This is a genomic window from Rhodococcus sp. SMB37 (genome assembly GCF_004345605.1).
Lineage (GTDB): Bacteria > Actinomycetota > Actinomycetes > Mycobacteriales > Mycobacteriaceae > Rhodococcus.
In genome coordinates, this window is the sequence record NZ_SLVY01000021.1 from 1 (window position 1) to 16,175 (window position 16,175).

The 16,175-nt window shown below is 66.7% G+C and carries 15 protein-coding genes, 1 pseudogene and 1 riboswitch; of the genes and pseudogenes, 4 read left to right on the forward strand and 12 right to left on the reverse strand.

Annotation, left to right across the window (positions count from 1 at the left end; translation table 11 throughout):
- Both EV641_RS25570 and EV641_RS25575 read right to left on the reverse strand, forming a co-directional pair.
- Positions 1–152 (reverse strand): annotated as a pseudogene (locus tag EV641_RS25570) (glucose-6-phosphate dehydrogenase (coenzyme-F420)); the annotation flags it as partial.
- 126 nt (positions 153–278) lie between these two features.
- Complete coding sequence (locus EV641_RS25575; protein WP_241997470.1) at positions 279–935, reverse strand: DUF559 domain-containing protein; 657 nt, start codon at positions 933–935, stop codon at positions 279–281.
- A 196-nt stretch (positions 936–1,131) separates the two neighbouring features.
- Here EV641_RS25575 and EV641_RS25580 point away from each other — a divergent pair, with 196 nt between their 5' ends.
- Both EV641_RS25580 and EV641_RS25585 read left to right on the forward strand, forming a co-directional pair.
- Entirely contained in the window at positions 1,132–1,905 is a 774-nt protein-coding gene (locus tag EV641_RS25580; RefSeq protein ID WP_132475692.1) for a sulfite exporter TauE/SafE family protein, read from the forward strand.
- A gap of 71 nt (positions 1,906–1,976) precedes the next feature.
- A complete protein-coding gene (locus tag EV641_RS25585) occupies positions 1,977–2,735 on the forward strand; it encodes an HAD-IIA family hydrolase (protein ID WP_054719040.1) in 759 nt (252 codons plus the stop codon).
- Positions 2,736–2,801: 66 nt separating this feature from the next.
- Here the strand turns inward: EV641_RS25585 and EV641_RS25590 are convergent, their stop codons facing one another.
- The 8 genes from EV641_RS25590 to EV641_RS25625 all read right to left on the reverse strand — a co-directional run bounded on the left by EV641_RS25590 (position 2,802) and on the right by EV641_RS25625 (position 9,894).
- Positions 2,802–3,047, reverse strand: coding sequence for a WhiB family transcriptional regulator (locus EV641_RS25590; RefSeq protein ID WP_054719037.1), 246 nt, complete (start codon positions 3,045–3,047; stop codon positions 2,802–2,804).
- 377 nt (positions 3,048–3,424) lie between these two features.
- Positions 3,425–4,768 (reverse strand): bifunctional adenosylcobinamide kinase/adenosylcobinamide-phosphate guanylyltransferase, encoded by a 1,344-nt coding sequence (cobU, locus tag EV641_RS25595; protein WP_132475695.1) that lies wholly within the window; start codon positions 4,766–4,768, stop codon positions 3,425–3,427.
- Positions 4,768–5,568: an ABC transporter ATP-binding protein gene (locus tag EV641_RS25600; RefSeq protein WP_132475698.1), complete on the reverse strand. Its 801-nt coding sequence runs from the start codon at positions 5,566–5,568 to the stop codon at positions 4,768–4,770. Before EV641_RS25600 ends, cobU begins: the two co-directional genes overlap by 1 nt.
- Positions 5,565–6,527 (reverse strand): iron ABC transporter permease, encoded by a 963-nt coding sequence (locus tag EV641_RS25605; protein ID WP_132475827.1) that lies wholly within the window; start codon positions 6,525–6,527, stop codon positions 5,565–5,567. Before EV641_RS25605 ends, EV641_RS25600 begins: the two co-directional genes overlap by 4 nt.
- A 59-nt stretch (positions 6,528–6,586) precedes the next feature.
- Positions 6,587–7,510: an ABC transporter substrate-binding protein gene (locus EV641_RS25610; RefSeq protein WP_199233387.1), complete on the reverse strand. Its 924-nt coding sequence runs from the start codon at positions 7,508–7,510 to the stop codon at positions 6,587–6,589.
- Positions 7,511–7,590: 80 nt separating this feature from the next.
- Positions 7,591–7,737, reverse strand: a riboswitch (cobalamin riboswitch).
- Positions 7,738–7,746: 9 nt separating this feature from the next.
- Positions 7,747–8,970 (reverse strand): O-succinylhomoserine sulfhydrylase, encoded by a 1,224-nt coding sequence (locus tag EV641_RS25615; RefSeq protein WP_132475701.1) that lies wholly within the window; start codon positions 8,968–8,970, stop codon positions 7,747–7,749.
- Positions 8,967–9,377: a rhodanese-like domain-containing protein gene (locus EV641_RS25620; RefSeq protein ID WP_054717646.1), complete on the reverse strand. Its 411-nt coding sequence runs from the start codon at positions 9,375–9,377 to the stop codon at positions 8,967–8,969. Before EV641_RS25620 ends, EV641_RS25615 begins: the two co-directional genes overlap by 4 nt.
- Positions 9,378–9,450: 73 nt before the next feature.
- Positions 9,451–9,894: a hypothetical protein gene (locus EV641_RS25625; protein ID WP_054717643.1), complete on the reverse strand. Its 444-nt coding sequence runs from the start codon at positions 9,892–9,894 to the stop codon at positions 9,451–9,453.
- A 288-nt stretch (positions 9,895–10,182) separates the two neighbouring features.
- Between EV641_RS25625 and EV641_RS25630 the strand changes: the two genes are divergently transcribed.
- Complete coding sequence (locus EV641_RS25630; protein WP_132475704.1) at positions 10,183–11,577, forward strand: FAD-dependent oxidoreductase; 1,395 nt, start codon at positions 10,183–10,185, stop codon at positions 11,575–11,577.
- Between the two features lie 68 nt (positions 11,578–11,645).
- Here EV641_RS25630 and EV641_RS25635 read toward each other — a convergent pair whose 3' ends face one another.
- Positions 11,646–12,128: a DUF456 domain-containing protein gene (locus tag EV641_RS25635; RefSeq protein WP_054717640.1), complete on the reverse strand. Its 483-nt coding sequence runs from the start codon at positions 12,126–12,128 to the stop codon at positions 11,646–11,648.
- Positions 12,125–13,348: a formate-dependent phosphoribosylglycinamide formyltransferase gene (gene purT, locus EV641_RS25640; RefSeq protein WP_132475707.1), complete on the reverse strand. Its 1,224-nt coding sequence runs from the start codon at positions 13,346–13,348 to the stop codon at positions 12,125–12,127. Before purT ends, EV641_RS25635 begins: the two co-directional genes overlap by 4 nt.
- Before the next feature lie 86 nt (positions 13,349–13,434).
- On the opposite strand from purT, the gene EV641_RS25645 reads away from it, so the two are divergent.
- Positions 13,435–16,164 (forward strand): vitamin B12-dependent ribonucleotide reductase, encoded by a 2,730-nt coding sequence (locus EV641_RS25645; RefSeq protein WP_132475830.1) that lies wholly within the window; start codon positions 13,435–13,437, stop codon positions 16,162–16,164.
- Positions 16,165–16,175 lie beyond the last annotated feature (11 nt).

Here is a 16,175-nt window from a genome sequence, read left to right on the forward strand (position 1 = left end):
TGACCACCGTTGTGCCGCCACGGCTGGAAATGATCCGACACCGTCGCCGAATCCATCCCGTGCGCCTCGGCGAGCACCCCCAACTCCACCAGTTCACGCGGACCGAACTGCTCGGCCGATGCCTTGTATCCCAACTTGAGTTCCTGAGCCACCGGTGTCTCCCACCTTCGTCGTCTGCTGTTGCGTCGAGTATGCCCAGCGTCCGCACGGATGTCCGCCCACGAGCGGGAGGTCATGTGCAGAAGCTGGCGGAATCTCGCACACAACCTCCCGATCGATCAGAGCGAAGCCCCGGCTCGACGCAGCGCCTGCCCGACCCTGTCAACGAGGACCTCTGTTCGGCGATAGAACAGATCTGCCCCTACACGGATCACCGTCCACCCCATCTCTGGCAGCACCGTATATCGCTCGATGTCGCGCGTGCGCTGGCTCGGGTCCGTCCAATGATGCGCACCGTCGTACTCGACGAGAACACGCCATTGCCTCCACCCCAAGTCGGCGCGGGCGACGAAGCGGTCGCCGTCGAACACCTCGATCTGGGTTTCGGGCGTCGGAAATCCGGCACGGATGAGCAGCAGTCGCGTGTGAGTCTCGGGCGGTGAGGCAGCTCCACTGTCCACGAGTCCGAGGATGTGCTCCACCTGGGCCGCGCCACGAGCACCTCGGTGCAGAACCGCATGTGCCGTGATCTCCTGAACCTTCAGCCCGGTCGCGTGGCACAACGCATCGAGGATCTCTATGCGTCGGCCGACGTCGCCGCCACTTCGCGCGATGTCGAAGCCGGTACGAGCCGGCGTCGTCACCACCATCTCGTCGACGACGCAGGACTCCACATCCTGAGTTGTTCGAACGATGATTCCCGGCACCGCGCGTACATGACCGTCCCTGACGATCTCGGCCGAAGCGGACGGATCCAGCCATCGTGTTCCATGCACTCGTCGAAATCCATCATCAAACCAGAGTGCATTTGTTCGAGACGGGACGAAACGGGTTGCGCGCCAATGTGCATAAGGCTGAGAGTTGTCCACAGACGGCCCCCGGCTGTTGCGGATTCGAGCGGGAGGCTGTATGCGCCTTTCTGCGAGTGAGCCGCGCAGAGCCTCCCGGTCGTAGCGGATTAGACTCCCCTCGGTGACCCCGCTCGAACTGTTCCTCATCGCCCTGGCCGGGCTCGGGGCCGGTGCGATCAACTCGCTCGTCGGCTCCGGCACGCTCATCACATTCCCGACCTTGATCGCCTTCGGGGTCCCGCCCGTCACCGCGACGATGTCCAACGCGATCGGGTTGGTTGCGGGCGGCGTGTCGGGTACATGGGGTTACCGCAAGGAACTACGCGGACAGTGGCCGCGGCTGCGCTGGCAGATCCCTGCGTCCTTCGTAGGCGCGCTCCTCGGCGCGTGGTTGCTGCTGCACCTTCCCGAGACCGTGTTCGAAACGGTCGTCCCGGTTCTGCTGATCCTGGCGCTGCTACTCGTCGTATTCCAGCCGAAGATCCAGAAGTGGGTCCTGCAACGCACCGGGGACGACACCGACGGCGACCTCGGTCCGGTGCGCACGACTCTGCTGATCGTCGGCACCTTCGCGGTCGGCATCTACGGGGGCTACTTCACCGCAGCTCAAGGCATCCTGCTGATGGGACTGTTCGGCGCGTTGCTGCAGGATCACATCCAACGACAGAACGCAGCGAAGAACCTTCTGTCACTGATCGTCAACGTCGTCGCCGCGTCGGCGTACATCCTCGTCGCGTTCGACCGGATCAACTGGACCGTCGCCGCCCTCATCGCGGTGGGATCACTCATCGGCGGGTGGCTCGGCTCCCACTACGGCCGGCGGCTGTCGCCCGTCGCACTGCGCACGGTGATCGTCGTGGTCGGCCTGATCGGCCTGTATCGGCTGCTCGCCTGACGTTCCGATGAGAGACTGAGCGGGTGAGTTCGGATGATGACCCTGCCACCGCACCTGTCTGGAACTACCTCATGGACATGGACGGCGTCCTCGTACACGAGGACGCACTGATTCCCGGCGCCGACGCGCTCCTCGCGGAGCTCCGCGCGAACGAGATTCCGTTCATGGTGCTCACCAACAATTCGATCCGCACCCCGCGCGACCTGAGGGCGCGGCTCCTGAGAACGGGTCTCGATGTACCCGAAGATTCCATCTGGACGTCGGCCCTGGCCACCGCGACATTCCTCGCCAATCAACGTCCGGGCGGAAGCGCCTATGTCGTCGGCGAATCAGGCCTGACGACGGCGTTGCACGACATCGGTTATGTGCTGACCGACAGCGACCCCGACTACGTGGTGCTCGGCGAGACCCGAACGTACTCGTTCGAGGCGATCACCACCGCGATCCGGCTCGTCGAACGCGGTGCGCGGTTCATCGCGACCAACCCCGACCCGACCGGCCCGTCGCCCGAGGGGTCGCTGCCCGCGACCGGTTCGGTCGCTGCGCTGATCACCCGTGCCACCGGCCGCAACCCGTACTTCGTCGGTAAGCCGAACGCTCTGATGATGCGCTCGGCGCTGCGGGCGATCGGCGCGCACTCGGAACACACGCTCATGATCGGCGACCGCATGGACACCGATATCGTCTGCGGTCTCGAAGCCGGACTCCAGACGTTGCTCGTGCTCACCGGAATCAGCACTCGCGCATCGGTGGAGATGTATCCCTACCGCCCGACGCGGATCATCGACTCGGTCGCCGATCTGGTCGGTCGCACCGGAAACCCGTTCTGACGCGGCCGCGAACAGGTATCCGGCTCAAAACTTTTCACGCCGGCGCCAGGCAACCGAACGGCAACGTCAGCGAATGATCTTGCCGCGGCGGTACTCGTGACCACCCCACACGCCGGACTGCTTGCCCTCGGCGGCGTAAGTGCGGCAGGCATCGAGGATCGGGCAGCGGGCGCACACGCGGGCTGCGTGGTCGAAGTCCTCGCTCGGGTCCGGAAACCACCGATCGGGGTGTGCGTCACCGCGGCATGCGGCGACGTCCCAGTCGGGGGCGTCGTAGGTGGGAGCAAGCAGGTCTGCCAAAGTCATGGTCATCGGGTCTGTCTCCTTCCGGGCCGTCGCGGCACAGGTGTGTCCCACACAGGCAGCGGGGACGTCATGTCCTTCTGGGATTGCACATTCTCGAAGAGTGAACGGCCCGGGGTGTCACCGTGAGGAGACTGCGAACCCGGGGCGCACACACCCCGGGAATCGGGGTGTCAGCAGCTGAATCCGGTTGGTCGACCGGACTTTTCGACTTCATGGCCGAGGAGTCGGATCATCGATCGCGATCCATTCCACAGATATGGACTGGTACGCATCCGGGTCCTCCTCTCCATGTTCTGCCTGCTGGCACCGAGGATCCAGTGTGCCACGATTCGAGGCCGGAAACTAGGAAATGTGGCCCACGTCCAATTTGTGTGCGTCGCGTGTCAGCGCAGCGGCATCGGGATGCCCGCGACGACCAGCGTCACCGAATCCGATACGGACGCAACCGACGCGTTGAGCCGGCCGAGCAGATCACGGAACAATCGCCCGGAAGCGGTGGCCGGCACCACTCCGCTGCCCACCTCGTTGCTCACCGCAACGACGGGAACACGACACGCTTTCCACGCGTCGAGCAGTTCGTCGATGTCGCTGTCGACAGCCGCGACATCACCGCCGTTCCACACATCGTGCACGTCGAGTCGCGCTGTCAGCCACGTACCGAGGCAGTCGATCAGCAGCGGCTCGGTGGCCTCACGCAACACCTGGGCGACGTCGGCTGTTTCGATCGTCACCCACGTGTCGGGACGCCGCTCACGATGCAGCGCGACACGGCGTGCCCATTCCTCGTCCCCTTCGCGAGCGCCCCCGGTCGCGACGTACGTCACCGACTCGTATGCCGCGGACAGTTCCTCCGCGTGACGCGACTTACCCGAGCGAACCCCACCCAGCACGAGGGTCCGGGAACTCGACGATCCTGACGATCCGGATCCCATGTGCAGTACCTCCCCATCGGTTCCCGGACGGGCACCGCAATGCCGCAACCGTTCACGAAGCTGTGCGATCGGCGGGTTGTGATGTCCCAGATGCACCGCGACGACATCCGTCGAGTCGACCACGGCACCGCATCCGCGCAGAGCCCCGACGGTCTCCGCGAATCCGGGCAGACCCAGGTGTCCCGAAGACAGGTCGGTTCGGTCGCCGAACGTCTCCTCGAGGAAGACCGCATCGAACGCGGTGTCACGCACCGCCTCGAACCAGGACGCGGGCAGCGGCCCGGTGTCGCAGGCCCACAGGATCCGCGCTCTGTCGGGCCCCGTGACGTCGTACAGGACGGCATCTCCGTCGCGGAACACCCTGTGCTGCGCCGGCAGCGCTCGCACCGTGTACTCACCGACCGGCAGTTCGTCGCCCGCCGCCACCGGCACGAACCGGACCGGATCGTCGGGCCCGACCCACGGCCGGCACACGTCGAGGGCGTCTGCCGGGCCGATCACATCGAGGCTGTGCCCCGCGTCGACCCATGACCGGAACAGCAGAGCCTGCGGGCCCAGGTGATCAGCGTGCGCGTGGGTGAGCAGGATATGGCGCACATCCGCGAGGGTCCGGCCGAACCGTACCGCCGCGCGCGGCGCCTCCGGACCGCAGTCGAGCATCAGCACATCGTCGACCAACGCGGCCGTCTGACCGCGAATCGCGTTCCTGTCCGCTGCATCCACACAGGAACGGCACCGGCAGAAGGGGTTCGGCCATCCGTCTGCAGCACCGGTGCCCAGCAGCAGTACTTCCATCACGGCTCCTGTGATTCGACGGGTTCGGGCCGGTCACGCAAAGGCAGCACCGCGCGGCCGGCGGGACGATCGAGCACCTCGACGCGGGCACCGTAGATGTCGGCGATGCGCTCGACGGTGAGCACTTCCGCGGGCACTCCGTCGGCGACGATCCGCCCTCGGTCCAAGAGCACCAGCCGCTCGCCGTACTGACTCGCCGACGTCAGGTCGTGCATCGCCGCGATCACCGTCAACTCCCCTTCGCGGCGCATCGAGTCGACGAGGTCGAGCACCTGCTGCTGATGTCCGATGTCCAGGGCGCTAGTGGGCTCGTCCAGCAGCAGGACCTGCGGTTGCTGCGCGAGTGCTCGGGCCAGCACGACCCGTTGCAGTTCTCCACCCGACAGCGCGGTCGCGAGCCGCGACGCGAAGTCCTCGAGTTCGAGCCGCTTGATGACCCGCTCGACGATCTCGCGGTCGCGCGGGGTTTCACTCCCGAAGCGGGGGATGTGCGGAGTGCGGCCGAGATGGATCAGCTCACGCACGGTGACACCCTCGGGAACGATGGGTCGCTGGGGCATGAGTGCGAGCGCGCGCGCGATCGCGCGACGCCCCGAGCGGTGCGGTGTCACCCCCGCGACCTCGACGTCGCCGTCCGCCGACACCAGTCCCGCGAGGGCGTGCAGCAGCGTGGTCTTGCCCGATCCGTTGGGTCCCACGAGCGACACCCACTCCCCCGCACCGACGACGAGATCGACGTCGTGCAGCACCTGCACTCCTCCACGCTCCGCGCACAGGCCGCGGCAGGTCACCCCGTTCATGCCACACCTCGGCTCCGCCGCAGCACGACGAGGAAGAACGGCGCGCCGATCGCCGCGGTCACGACACCGATCGGCAGTTCGGCCGGGGACATCACGGTGCGGGCCAGGACGTCGGCGAGGACGAGGAACGCGGCGCCGACCATCAGCGACAACGGCAACAGCAGGCGATGCCCCGGACCGATCAGCAACCGCACGGCGTGGGGAATGACGATGCCGACGAACCCGATCAGGCCGCTGGCGGAGACGACGGCGGCGGTGCCGAGCGTCGCGATACACACGAGGATCAGCCGGACCCGAGCCGGGTTGATGCCGAGGCTAGAGGCTTCGACATCGCCGACCGACATGACGTCCAGGGTGCGTCGGTGCAGCATGATCACGACGACCGAGACGATGACGTACGGCAGCACGGTCCGCACATCGGACCAGCCGTCGGTGGCCAGGCGTCCGAGCATCCACGAATAGACCTGCCGCAGCGTGTCGTCGTGGAGCTGCATGAAGAAGGTCTGAATGGCGTTGGCGAACGCCGCGACCGCAACACCGGCGAGGATGATGATCACCTCGGTGCGGCTGCCCCCGACGGTGCGCCCGAGAGCGTAGGTCGCGCCGACCGCGAGCATCCCGCCCGCGAACGCGGCGACGGGGACCCCGGCGAATCCGGCCGCTCCACCCACGACTATCGCGAGTGTCGCGCCGAGACCCGCACCGCTCGACACGCCGAGGAGGTACGGGTCGGCGAGCGGATTACGGAAGACGCCCTGGTAGGCAGCGCCGGCGACCGCCAGCATCGCGCCCACGATCACGCCGAGCACCACCCGGGGCATGCGAATGTTCCACAGGATCGCCTGCTGTCTCGTTGTCAGACCCGACTCGACGTCGACGAACGGAACCTTGTCGAGCACATCGAGCAACACTCCCTGCGCGGTGAGCCCGGCGGGTCCGACGAGGATCCCGACGAGCATCGCCGCGAAGAGGGCGATCACCGCGCCACCCAGCACGAGTGCGCGGCGGCGCGAGGTGATCACGGTGCAGGCTGGCCCGCGGGGACGGCGACGACGATCGCGGCGATTTCACGCACGAGGTCGACGACGCGCGGACCCCACCGGCTCGCGATGTCCTCGTCGAGGACATGGACCTGTCCGTCGCGGACTGCGGTGAGTTCCGCCCAGCCAGCGCGTTCGCCGACCGTCTCGGGTGTGACACCGCAGCACTGCGAGTCGGCGAGGAAGATCAGATCGGGGTTCTGCTCGACGATGAACTCGGAGGACAGTTGCGGATAGCCGTCGCCGCCGGTCGCGATGGAAGTCAGGCCCAGCATCGAGTAGATCTGGCCGATGTAGGTGTCGTCGGTGACGCTGTAGTACGTGTTGTCGAGTTCGTGGTAGTACCGCAGCGGTGCCTCACGCTCGGGCACGGAAGCAACGATCTCGTCGATCTCCGTCTGCATCTGTGCGACGAGTTCGGCGGCGTCACCGACGTGGCCGGTCGCAGCACCGACCTGCTCGAGTTGGGCGTAGGTGTCGTCGAGGGTGACGGCTGCGGGCAGAATCAGGACGTCCACGCCGGCGTTCTCGAGTCCGGCGACGAGGTTGCCGTTGTCGTCGGTGGCGACGACGAGATCGGGGTCGTAGCCGAGAATGGCCTCGACGTTGGGGTTGTAGCCCGACAGATCGGTGACCGGGACTCCCTCGGGGTAATCGGACTGGTCGTCGACGGCGATCACCTGGTCGCCCGCACCGACGGCGTAGAGCATCTCGGTGGTGGTCGGACTCAGCGACACGATGGCCTGCGGGGTCTCGGATTCGGTGATCGCGGTGCGATCGGATGGCACCGTCGTGGTGCCGTCGGACGAGGCGTCGTCACCGCTGCTGCAACCGGCGATCACCAGTGCGAGGGCAGCGACACCGGCGGTGAGAAACCTGCGGGAAGTGGTGGGCACAGCCATCCTCCGTTGGCTCGGAGGACGAAAACAGCACGGCTGCAACGACGAGTTGCGGCACGACACCGTCCTTCGTCCGAGGACCAGTACGTGCCCGCGGCGCCGGCTGACCTGACTCACCGGCCGAATGCCGGGCTCACAGTTGCGGGACAGCGCCGGATTCTCACCGGCTTCACCGAAACGCTGCGGGTGCCCTGCCCGATTGGCAGAGCACCCGCAGCGTATCCCACGGTGTTTCCGGATCAGGCGAGCGCCTGCTCCAGGTCTTCGAGCAGATCCTCGGGATCTTCGAGCCCCACCGACAAGCGCACGACGCCGTCGGACAGGCCGATCGCGGCACGCCCTTCCGGGCCCATCGCCCGGTGAGTGGTGGTCGCGGGGTGGGTGATGAGCGACTTGGAGTCACCGAGGTTGTTGGAGATGTCGATGACGCGCAGCTTGTTCAGCAGCTCGAACGCCCGCTTCTTTCCTTCGCCCTCGGAGGCGGCGAGCTCGAAGGTGAGGATCGTGCCGCCACCGCTCATCTGGGACTTCGCCAGCTCGTGCTGTGGGTGCGACTCGAGGAACGGGTACTTGATCCAGCTCACCTCGGAGTGCGACTCCAGGAACTTGCCGATGCGCAACGTGGAATCGACCGCGGCACGCAACCGGACGGGCATCGTCTCGAGGCCCTTGAGCAGGGTCCACGCGTTGAACGGGCTCAGCGACGGACCGGTGTGGCGGATGAGGTTCTTGACGGGTCCGTCGATGTAGTCCTGGGGCCCGAGGATCGCTCCGCCGAGCACCCGGCCCTGGCCGTCGATGTGCTTGGTACCCGAGTACACGACGATGTCGGCGCCGAGGTCGAGGCTGCGCTGCAGCAACGGGGTGGCGAAGACGTTGTCCAGCACCACTTTTGCGCCTGCGGCGTGGGCCATCTCGGAGACTTTGCGCACGTCGACGAGAGTCTGCATCGGATTCGACGGGGTTTCGAAGAACACGGCGGTGGTGGGCACCGACAGCGCCTTCTCCCACTGGTCGAGGTCTTCTCCGTCGACGAACACCGTCTCCACACCCCACCGCGGCAGGATCTCGTTGCACACGACGAAGCACGAGCCGAAGAGACTGCGGGCCGCGACGAGACGGTCACCCCTGCCGAGCAGGGCGGCGAGCGCCGTGAACACCGCCGACATGCCCGAAGCCGTGGCGTACGCGCCTTCCGCTCCGTCGAGCAACCGCAGCCGCTCCTCGAACATCGTCACGGTGGGGTTGCCGTACCGGGAATAGACGAAGTGGTCGACCTCGCCGGTGAACGCCTGCTCGGCGGCCTCCGCCGACTCGTAGACGAACCCCGAGTTGAGGTAGAGCGCCTCGGACGTCTCCTCGAAACCGGATCGCATCACCCCGCCCCGTACACCGAGCGTGGCGGGACGCACGGAATCGGGAAGTGCCTTGCTGAACGCACCGCCCTGGGGAATTGCACTCACGACTGCCTCCACGGCAGGCCCGCGGCCCGCCAGCCCTGTCCGCCGCGATGCTTGTCGGCATCGAGCGGCCCTTCGAATCCTTCGAGAACGTTGTACGCAGGGGCCAGGCCCGCGGCCGTCGCAGCTTCGGCGGCGCCGATCGAACGCTGACCCGAGCGACACAGGAAGATCACCGGTCCGCCGCCGATCCCGGCGGCCTTCAGCTCGTCGACGAAGCGCTCGTTGGGGGCACCCGCGGGGTACGACACCCATTCGACGAACAGCGTGCGGCGCCCGATGGATGCGGTGTCGGGGACACCCACGTATTTCCATTCGGCGTCGGTGCGCACATCGACGAGCACGGCATCCTGATTTTCCTGCAGCAGCTCCCAGGCGTGCTGCGGCGTGATATCACCTGCGTAGCTCACGCGAATACCTTTTCACAGGTCAAGCGCGCGCGACTACGCGGGGAGGTGGATCAGGAGGATCGAGCCGGGCTGATCAGGCGGTGCAGACGCGCCACACGTCGTCGGCGAGGGTCAGGTTCCACGTCTCGGTCGTCGACTCACCGTCGATCACGGTGGTGACATCGACAGTGGCCTTGTCGCCGTCGATGACGATGTTGTCGGTGCGCTGCAGTTCGATGTCGCTGTCGACCCCGGCGAGCGGCCCCTCACCGCGGCGCAGTTCGCCGCAGCGGAGTATGACGAGGACATCCTCGTCGTCTGCGTTGACGGCCTTGACGTAGTCGCTGGTGGTGCGCGTGATCCGTTCGTTGTCGTCGAGGGACTCGCCTTCGGGCGAGAGCAACTGCGTGACGACGAGCACCAGCGCGAGGACGACGATCACGAGCACCGCGCCGATGAACGGCCAGGGTGTGCTGCTCGTGGGTCCGTCCGGTTCGAGACCGTCGGGTTCGGGATCGGGGTCACGCCGTTGTGCCATGCGGATGATCCTATCCTCGGCGGATCCACCCTCGGTCGGCTGCATTTGCGCCAATAAACCCTAGTGAGGTAGGAATTAACCATGGCCACCACTCCGCTCGTCCGACGCCTCGCCGTCGACCTGTGCCGCGTGAGTGCCCACATGTGTTGTCGCTGAAGCGATTCTCCCGACGTTTCCCGGAGTTCTCCTCCACCGTCATCCCGCGCGACCCTGCGCCCGCCCACTGAGGGCAGCCTTAATTTAAGCTGGATATGTCCGTCCGCACACCGAAGAGGTAGTTGATCCCCTGTGACTGATCAGAGCCGTCCCCTTCGCGTCGCGATAGTCGGTGCCGGCCCCGCCGGTATCTACGCCGCCGATGCACTCATGAAGTCCGACACTGCGCAGGATCCCGGGGTGAGCATCGACCTGTTCGAACGCATGCCGGCGCCGTTCGGCCTCATCCGCTACGGCGTGGCACCCGACCATCCGCGCATCAAGGGCATCATCACCGCGCTGCACAAGGTGCTCGACAAACCCAACGTGCGCCTGCTCGGCAACCTCGACTACGGCGTCGACATCACTCTCGACGACCTGTACCGCTTCTACGACGCGGTGATCTTCTCGACCGGCGCCAACGCCGACCGTGAACTGACGATCCCCGGCATCGAACTCGACGGCAGCTACGGCGCCGCCGACTTCGTGTCCTGGTACGACGGCCACCCCGATGTGCCGCGTACCTGGCCGCTCGAGGCCGAGAAGGTCGCGGTCCTCGGCGTCGGCAACGTCGCGCTCGACATCGCGCGCGTGCTCGCCAAGACCGGCGACGAACTGCTGCCCACCGAGATCCCGCCGAACGTCTACGAGGGCCTGAAGAACAACAAGGCCGTCGAGGTGCACGTCTTCGGGCGTCGCGGCCCGGCCCAGGCCAAGTTCACCCCGCTCGAGCTGCGCGAACTCGACCACTCGCCGACCATCGAGGTCATCGTCGACCCCGAGGACATCGACTACGACGCCGGCTCCGAGGCAGCGCGCCGCAACTCGAAGCAGGTCGACATGGTCGCCAACACCCTGCAGGACTGGGCCATCCGCGACGCAGGAAATCGTCCGCACAAGCTGTTCCTGCACTTCTTCGAGTCGCCCGCCGAGGTTCTCGGCGAGAACGGCAAGGTCGTCGGTCTGCGTACCGAGCGCACCGAACTCGACGGCACGGGCAACGTCCGCGGCACCGGCAAGACCCGCGACTGGGACGTGCAGGCCGTGTACCGCGCAGTGGGCTATCTGTCGCAGAACATCGCGAACCTGCCGTTCGACGAGCAGGCAGGCACCGTTCCCAACGAGGCCGGGCGTGTGCTCGCCGACGAGACCGTCGAAGGCCCCGACCGGTTCATGCCGCACACGTACGTCACCGGCTGGATCAAGCGCGGCCCGGTCGGCCTCATCGGCCACACCAAGGGCGATGCCAACGAGACCGTCGCGAACCTGCTCGAGGACCGCGCTGCAGGCCGTCTCAACACCCCGGAAGCCCCGGGAGTGGACGACATCGTGCAGTTCCTCGAGGAGAAGCAGCTGCCGTACACGACGTGGCAGGGCTGGTACCGCCTCGACGCGCACGAGCGCAGCCTCGGCGAAGCAGAGGGTCGCGAGCGCGTGAAGGTCGTCGAGCGCGAGGACATGTTCCGCGCCTCGGAACCCCACAAGTAACCACTACCACCTGCGGTTCTTCCGGCCGGATGCCACGTCGACGGATGTGGTATCCGGCCGGCCCCGTTTCAGGCGAACAGCACGGCACCGAACCACGCGCCGGCGGCTACGAGCCCACCGAGCAGTTCGACGAGCATCGACAGGCCCACGGCCTTCGTCGCTTCCACCGTCGAACGCCACGCATCCTTGTGCGTCCGATGCCGCTGGGCCTCCGACACATACATTCCGAGCAGGAATCCGAGAAACAGGCCGATCACCGGGATCACGAAGAACCCGACGATGCCGACCAACCCGCCGATGACCAGCGACCGGTTGGGCACTCCCGACCGCTGAAGCCGCTTACCGGGCCAGGTGTATTTGACGACCCCGGTGACCAGCAGCGCGACCGTCGTCACCGCGAACACCGCCCATGCGACGGTGCCGCCGGTCATGAACGCCCACACCGCGATCGCCGCGAAGATCAACAACACACCCGGCAGGATCGGCACGACGATGCCGACCAGCCCCACGAGGATCGCGAGACCGACGAGGAGTTCGGCCCCTGCACTCACGGCGCGACGGGGTGAACGAGGGACGCTGCGCGCGTCGCGCGTTCGCGGGCAGCGTCGACGTCCGGTCCGGTCGAGACGGCCACACCCATCCGGCGGCGCAGGAACGATTCGGGCTTCCCGAACAGGCGCACATCCGTCTCCGGTGTACGCAGGGCCTCGGCGACACCGTCGAACGCGATACCGGTCGCGTCGAGTCCGCCGTAGATCACGGCGGATGCACCCGGACGCAACTGCTCCACGTCCACCGGCAGCCCGAGAATCGCGCGGGCGTGCAGTTCGAACTCGGAGTAGCGCTGGCTCCCCATGGTGACCAGCCCGGTGTCGTGCGGGCGGGGGCTCACCTCGGAGAAGTAGACGTCGTCGCCCTTGACGAACAGTTCGACGCCGAACACTCCCCGGCCACCGAGCGCGCCGGTCACGGCCGCCGCGACCTCCCGCGACCGGGCGAGCGCGGCGTCGCTCATCGGCTGCGGTTGCCACGATTCGACGTAGTCGCCGTCGCGCTGCAGGTGACCGATCGGTTCACAGAAAAAGGTCTCGACCTCCCCCGATTCGCCGACTGCACGCACAGTGAGCTGTGTGATCTCGTAGTCGAAGTCGACGAACCCTTCCACGATGACGGTGCCGTGGTTGATGCGTCCCCCTGCCAGGGCGTATTCCCACGCGGCGTTCAGGTCGTCGGCCGAACGCACCGTCGACTGGCCTTTGCCGGACGACGACATGACCGGCTTGATCACGCACGGGAAGCCGATCGCCTCGGTGGCGGCTCGGACCTCGTCGAGGGAGTTCGCGAATCGGTAGGGCGACGTCGGCAGGCCCAGTTCCTCCGCTGCGAGCCGGCGGATGCCCTCCCGGTTCATCGTCAGCTGCGTGGCCCGCGCGGTGGGGATCACCTCGGCGAGGCCGCGCTGCTCCACGGTGGCGAGCGCGTCGGTGGCGATGGCTTCGATCTCGGGAACCACCAGATGGGGGCGTTCGGCCTCGATGACCGCGAGCACGGCTTCCGGGTCGCCCATGTCGATGACGTGGGCCCGGTGCGCGACCTGATGACCGGGTGCGTCGGCGTATCGGTCCACCGCGATCACCTCCACACCGAGGCGCTGCAATGCGATGGTCACCTCCTTGCCGAGCTCGCCCGACCCGAGCAGCAGGACACGGGTGGCAGAGAGAGACAGCGGAGTGCCGAGACGTGGAGAGATACGGGGACGCGATGAGACCATGGTGGGACTATATGTGGCAACCGTCGCCGTCCCGGAAGGAAGCGATGAGCAGTGCACCACAGTCGAGCAGGACAGGGCAGCGCACAATGATTGCGCGTCCCGATCACGCACGCGGCGATGTCCACCGCGCTCGTGCTGATGTCCACTGGTTCACGACACCCGGGGTCGATCCCGCCGACGAGGTGACCTGGCAGCGCCGCGACGCCCGCATCGTCCACCACGGCACCGGTGAGGTCGTCTTCGAGCAACCGGGCGTCGAGTTCCCGGAGTTCTGGTCTCAGAACGCCACCGATATCGTCACGCAGAAGTACTTCCGCGGGCAGATCGGCACCGCCACCCGCGAGCATTCGCTGCGTGATGTGGTCGCGCGCATCGTCGACACGATCACCGCGTGGGGCACCACCGACGGTCACCTCGACGACCCGTCCGCGTTCGCCGCCGAGCTGACACATCTGCTGCTGCATCAGAAGGCGTCGTTCAACAGCCCGGTGTGGTTCAACATCGGTGTGCCCGACACTCCGCAGCAGGCAAGCGCCTGTTTCATCCTGTCCGTCGACGACAGCATCGACTCGATCCTCGAGTGGTACCGGCAAGAAGCAGTGATCTTCAAGGGTGGCTCCGGGGCGGGCGTGAACCTCTCACGCATCCGATCGTCCGTCGAGCATCTCGGAGGAGGTGGCACGGCGTCCGGCCCGGTCAGCTTCATGCGCGGGGCCGACGCATCGGCGGGGACCATCAAGTCGGGCGGCAAGACCCGCCGCGCCGCGAAGATGGTGATCCTCGACGTCGCGCATCCCGACATCGAGGAGTTCGTCGACTGCAAGGCGATCGAGGAACGCAAGGCGCGAGTACTCGCGGACGCCGGGTTCGACATGGGGCTGAGTGGTTCCGACATCCATTCGGTGCAGTATCAGAATGCGAACAATTCGGTGCGGGTCACCGACGAGTTCATGCAGACCGTCGTCGACGACGCGCAGTGGCCGCTGCGCGCGGTGACGACCGGCGAGTCCGTCCGCACGGTCCGAGCGCGAGACCTCCTGCAGCGCATCGCTGCTGCCACATGGGAGTGCGCCGACCCGGGCATGCAGTACGACACCACGATCAACCGTTGGCACACCGCGGCGTCGACCGGCCGGATCAACGGATCCAACCCGTGCTCTGAATACATGCACCTCGACGATTCCGCATGCAACCTGTCGAGCCTGAATCTGCTGACATTCCTGCGGGAAGACGGCGTGTTCGACGTCGACGGATTCCGGCATGCCGTCGCGGTGATGCTCACCGCGCAGGAAATCCTCGTCGGTCGCGCCGACTACCCCACCGAGAAGATAGGTGAGACGTCCCGCCGGTTCCGGCAGCTCGGCCTCGGATACGCGAATCTCGGTGCGCTGCTGATGGCATCGGGGCTTCCGTACGACAGCGAGGCCGGCCGCGCCTGTGCCGCCGCGATCACCTCATTGATGACGGGGCACGCATACGAGGTGTCGGCGCGCCTCGCGGAACGACTGGGCCCGTTCGACGGGTACGCCGAGAACCGCGACTCGATGCTCGGCGTGCTCGCACGGCATCGCGGTGCGGTCGACGACGTCGATGTCGAACTCGCTCCGCCGGTCGTACTGGCGGCGGCCCGTGAGGCGTGGGATCGCGCGGTCACCGACGGCACCGAGCACGGTGTGCGGAACAGCCAGGTGACGGTGCTCGCTCCCACCGGCACGATCGGCCTGGCGATGGACTGCGACACCACCGGCATCGAGCCCGATCTGGCCCTGGTCAAGACGAAGAAACTCGTAGGCGGCGGCAGTCTGTCGATCGTCAACCGCAGTGTGCCGCGCGCGCTGTCACGGCTCGGATACGATCCCGCCGAGGTCGCCGATATCGTCGCCCACCTGGACCGGCAGCACACCCTCGCGGGCGCTCCGCATGTGCACGTCGAACATCACCCGGTGTTCGCAACATCGATGGGCAGCAATGTGATTGCGCCGCGAGGACATGTGACGATGATGGCGGCGGTACAGCCGTTCCTGTCGGGTGCGATCTCGAAGACGGTGAATCTTCCGGAGTCCGCAACCGTCGACGACATCGCAGACCTGTACGTAGACGCGTGGCGGCTGGGTCTGAAGGCGATCGCTGTCTACCGCGACAACTGCAAGCTCGGGCAACCACTGTCCACGTCGACGCCCCCGGCTCCGTCCGCCTCGGACATTGCTCCGGTTGCGACTGCCCGTCGGGAGCGTCTGCCGCGCACCCGCAATTCGCGCACGTTCGAGTTCCGGGTTGCCGACTGCAAGGGTTTCGTCACGGTCGGCGAATACGACGACGGGCGCCCCGGAGAGTTGTTCCTGCGCGTCTCGAAGCAGGGCTCCACCCTCGCCGGCATCATGGACGCGTTCTCCATGGCGGTCAGTTACGGCCTGCAATACGGGGTTCCGCTGCGGACGTTCGTGCGGGCGTTCACCAGCACGCGGTTCGAACCGGCGGGCATCACCGACGATCCGGATCTGCGGATCGCCTCGTCGATCCTCGACTACATATTCCGCAGGCTCGCGGTGGATTACCTCGAAATCGACGAGCGGATGGAACTCGGTGTGCGTACCGGTGGGGAACGGGCCGCGCAGGACGGACTCGCCCCCGATCTGCCGACCCCGGACGATGTCCATGCCACCGCCGACACCCGTCAGGGCCATGCGGCGTCGGGTCCGTCGCGATCCGGCTCCGGTTCGGACGCGCCGTACTGCATGCAATGCGGCGTGCAGATGCAGCGGTCGGGATCGTGTCACGCCTGCCCGTCATGTGGAAACACGAGTGGCTGCAGCTGATCTGCGCTCGT

Coding starts and splice junctions, on each gene's coding strand:
- EV641_RS25585 (WP_054719040.1), top strand. CDS start 1,977: ATGGACATGGACGGCGTCCTCGTACACGAGGACGCACTGATTCCCGGC.
- EV641_RS25590 (WP_054719037.1), bottom strand. CDS start 3,047: ATGACCATGACTTTGGCAGACCTGCTTGCTCCCACCTACGACGCCCCC.
- cobU (WP_132475695.1), bottom strand. CDS start 4,768: ATGGAAGTACTGCTGCTGGGCACCGGTGCTGCAGACGGATGGCCGAAC.
- EV641_RS25600 (WP_132475698.1), bottom strand. CDS start 5,568: ATGAACGGGGTGACCTGCCGCGGCCTGTGCGCGGAGCGTGGAGGAGTG.
- EV641_RS25605 (WP_132475827.1), bottom strand. CDS start 6,527: ATGCTCGTCGGGATCCTCGTCGGACCCGCCGGGCTCACCGCGCAGGGA.
- EV641_RS25610 (WP_199233387.1), bottom strand. CDS start 7,510: ATGGCTGTGCCCACCACTTCCCGCAGGTTTCTCACCGCCGGTGTCGCT.
- EV641_RS25625 (WP_054717643.1), bottom strand. CDS start 9,894: ATGGCACAACGGCGTGACCCCGATCCCGAACCCGACGGTCTCGAACCG.
- purT (WP_132475707.1), bottom strand. CDS start 13,348: ATGGTCTCATCGCGTCCCCGTATCTCTCCACGTCTCGGCACTCCGCTG.
- EV641_RS25645 (WP_132475830.1), top strand. CDS start 13,435: ATGATTGCGCGTCCCGATCACGCACGCGGCGATGTCCACCGCGCTCGT.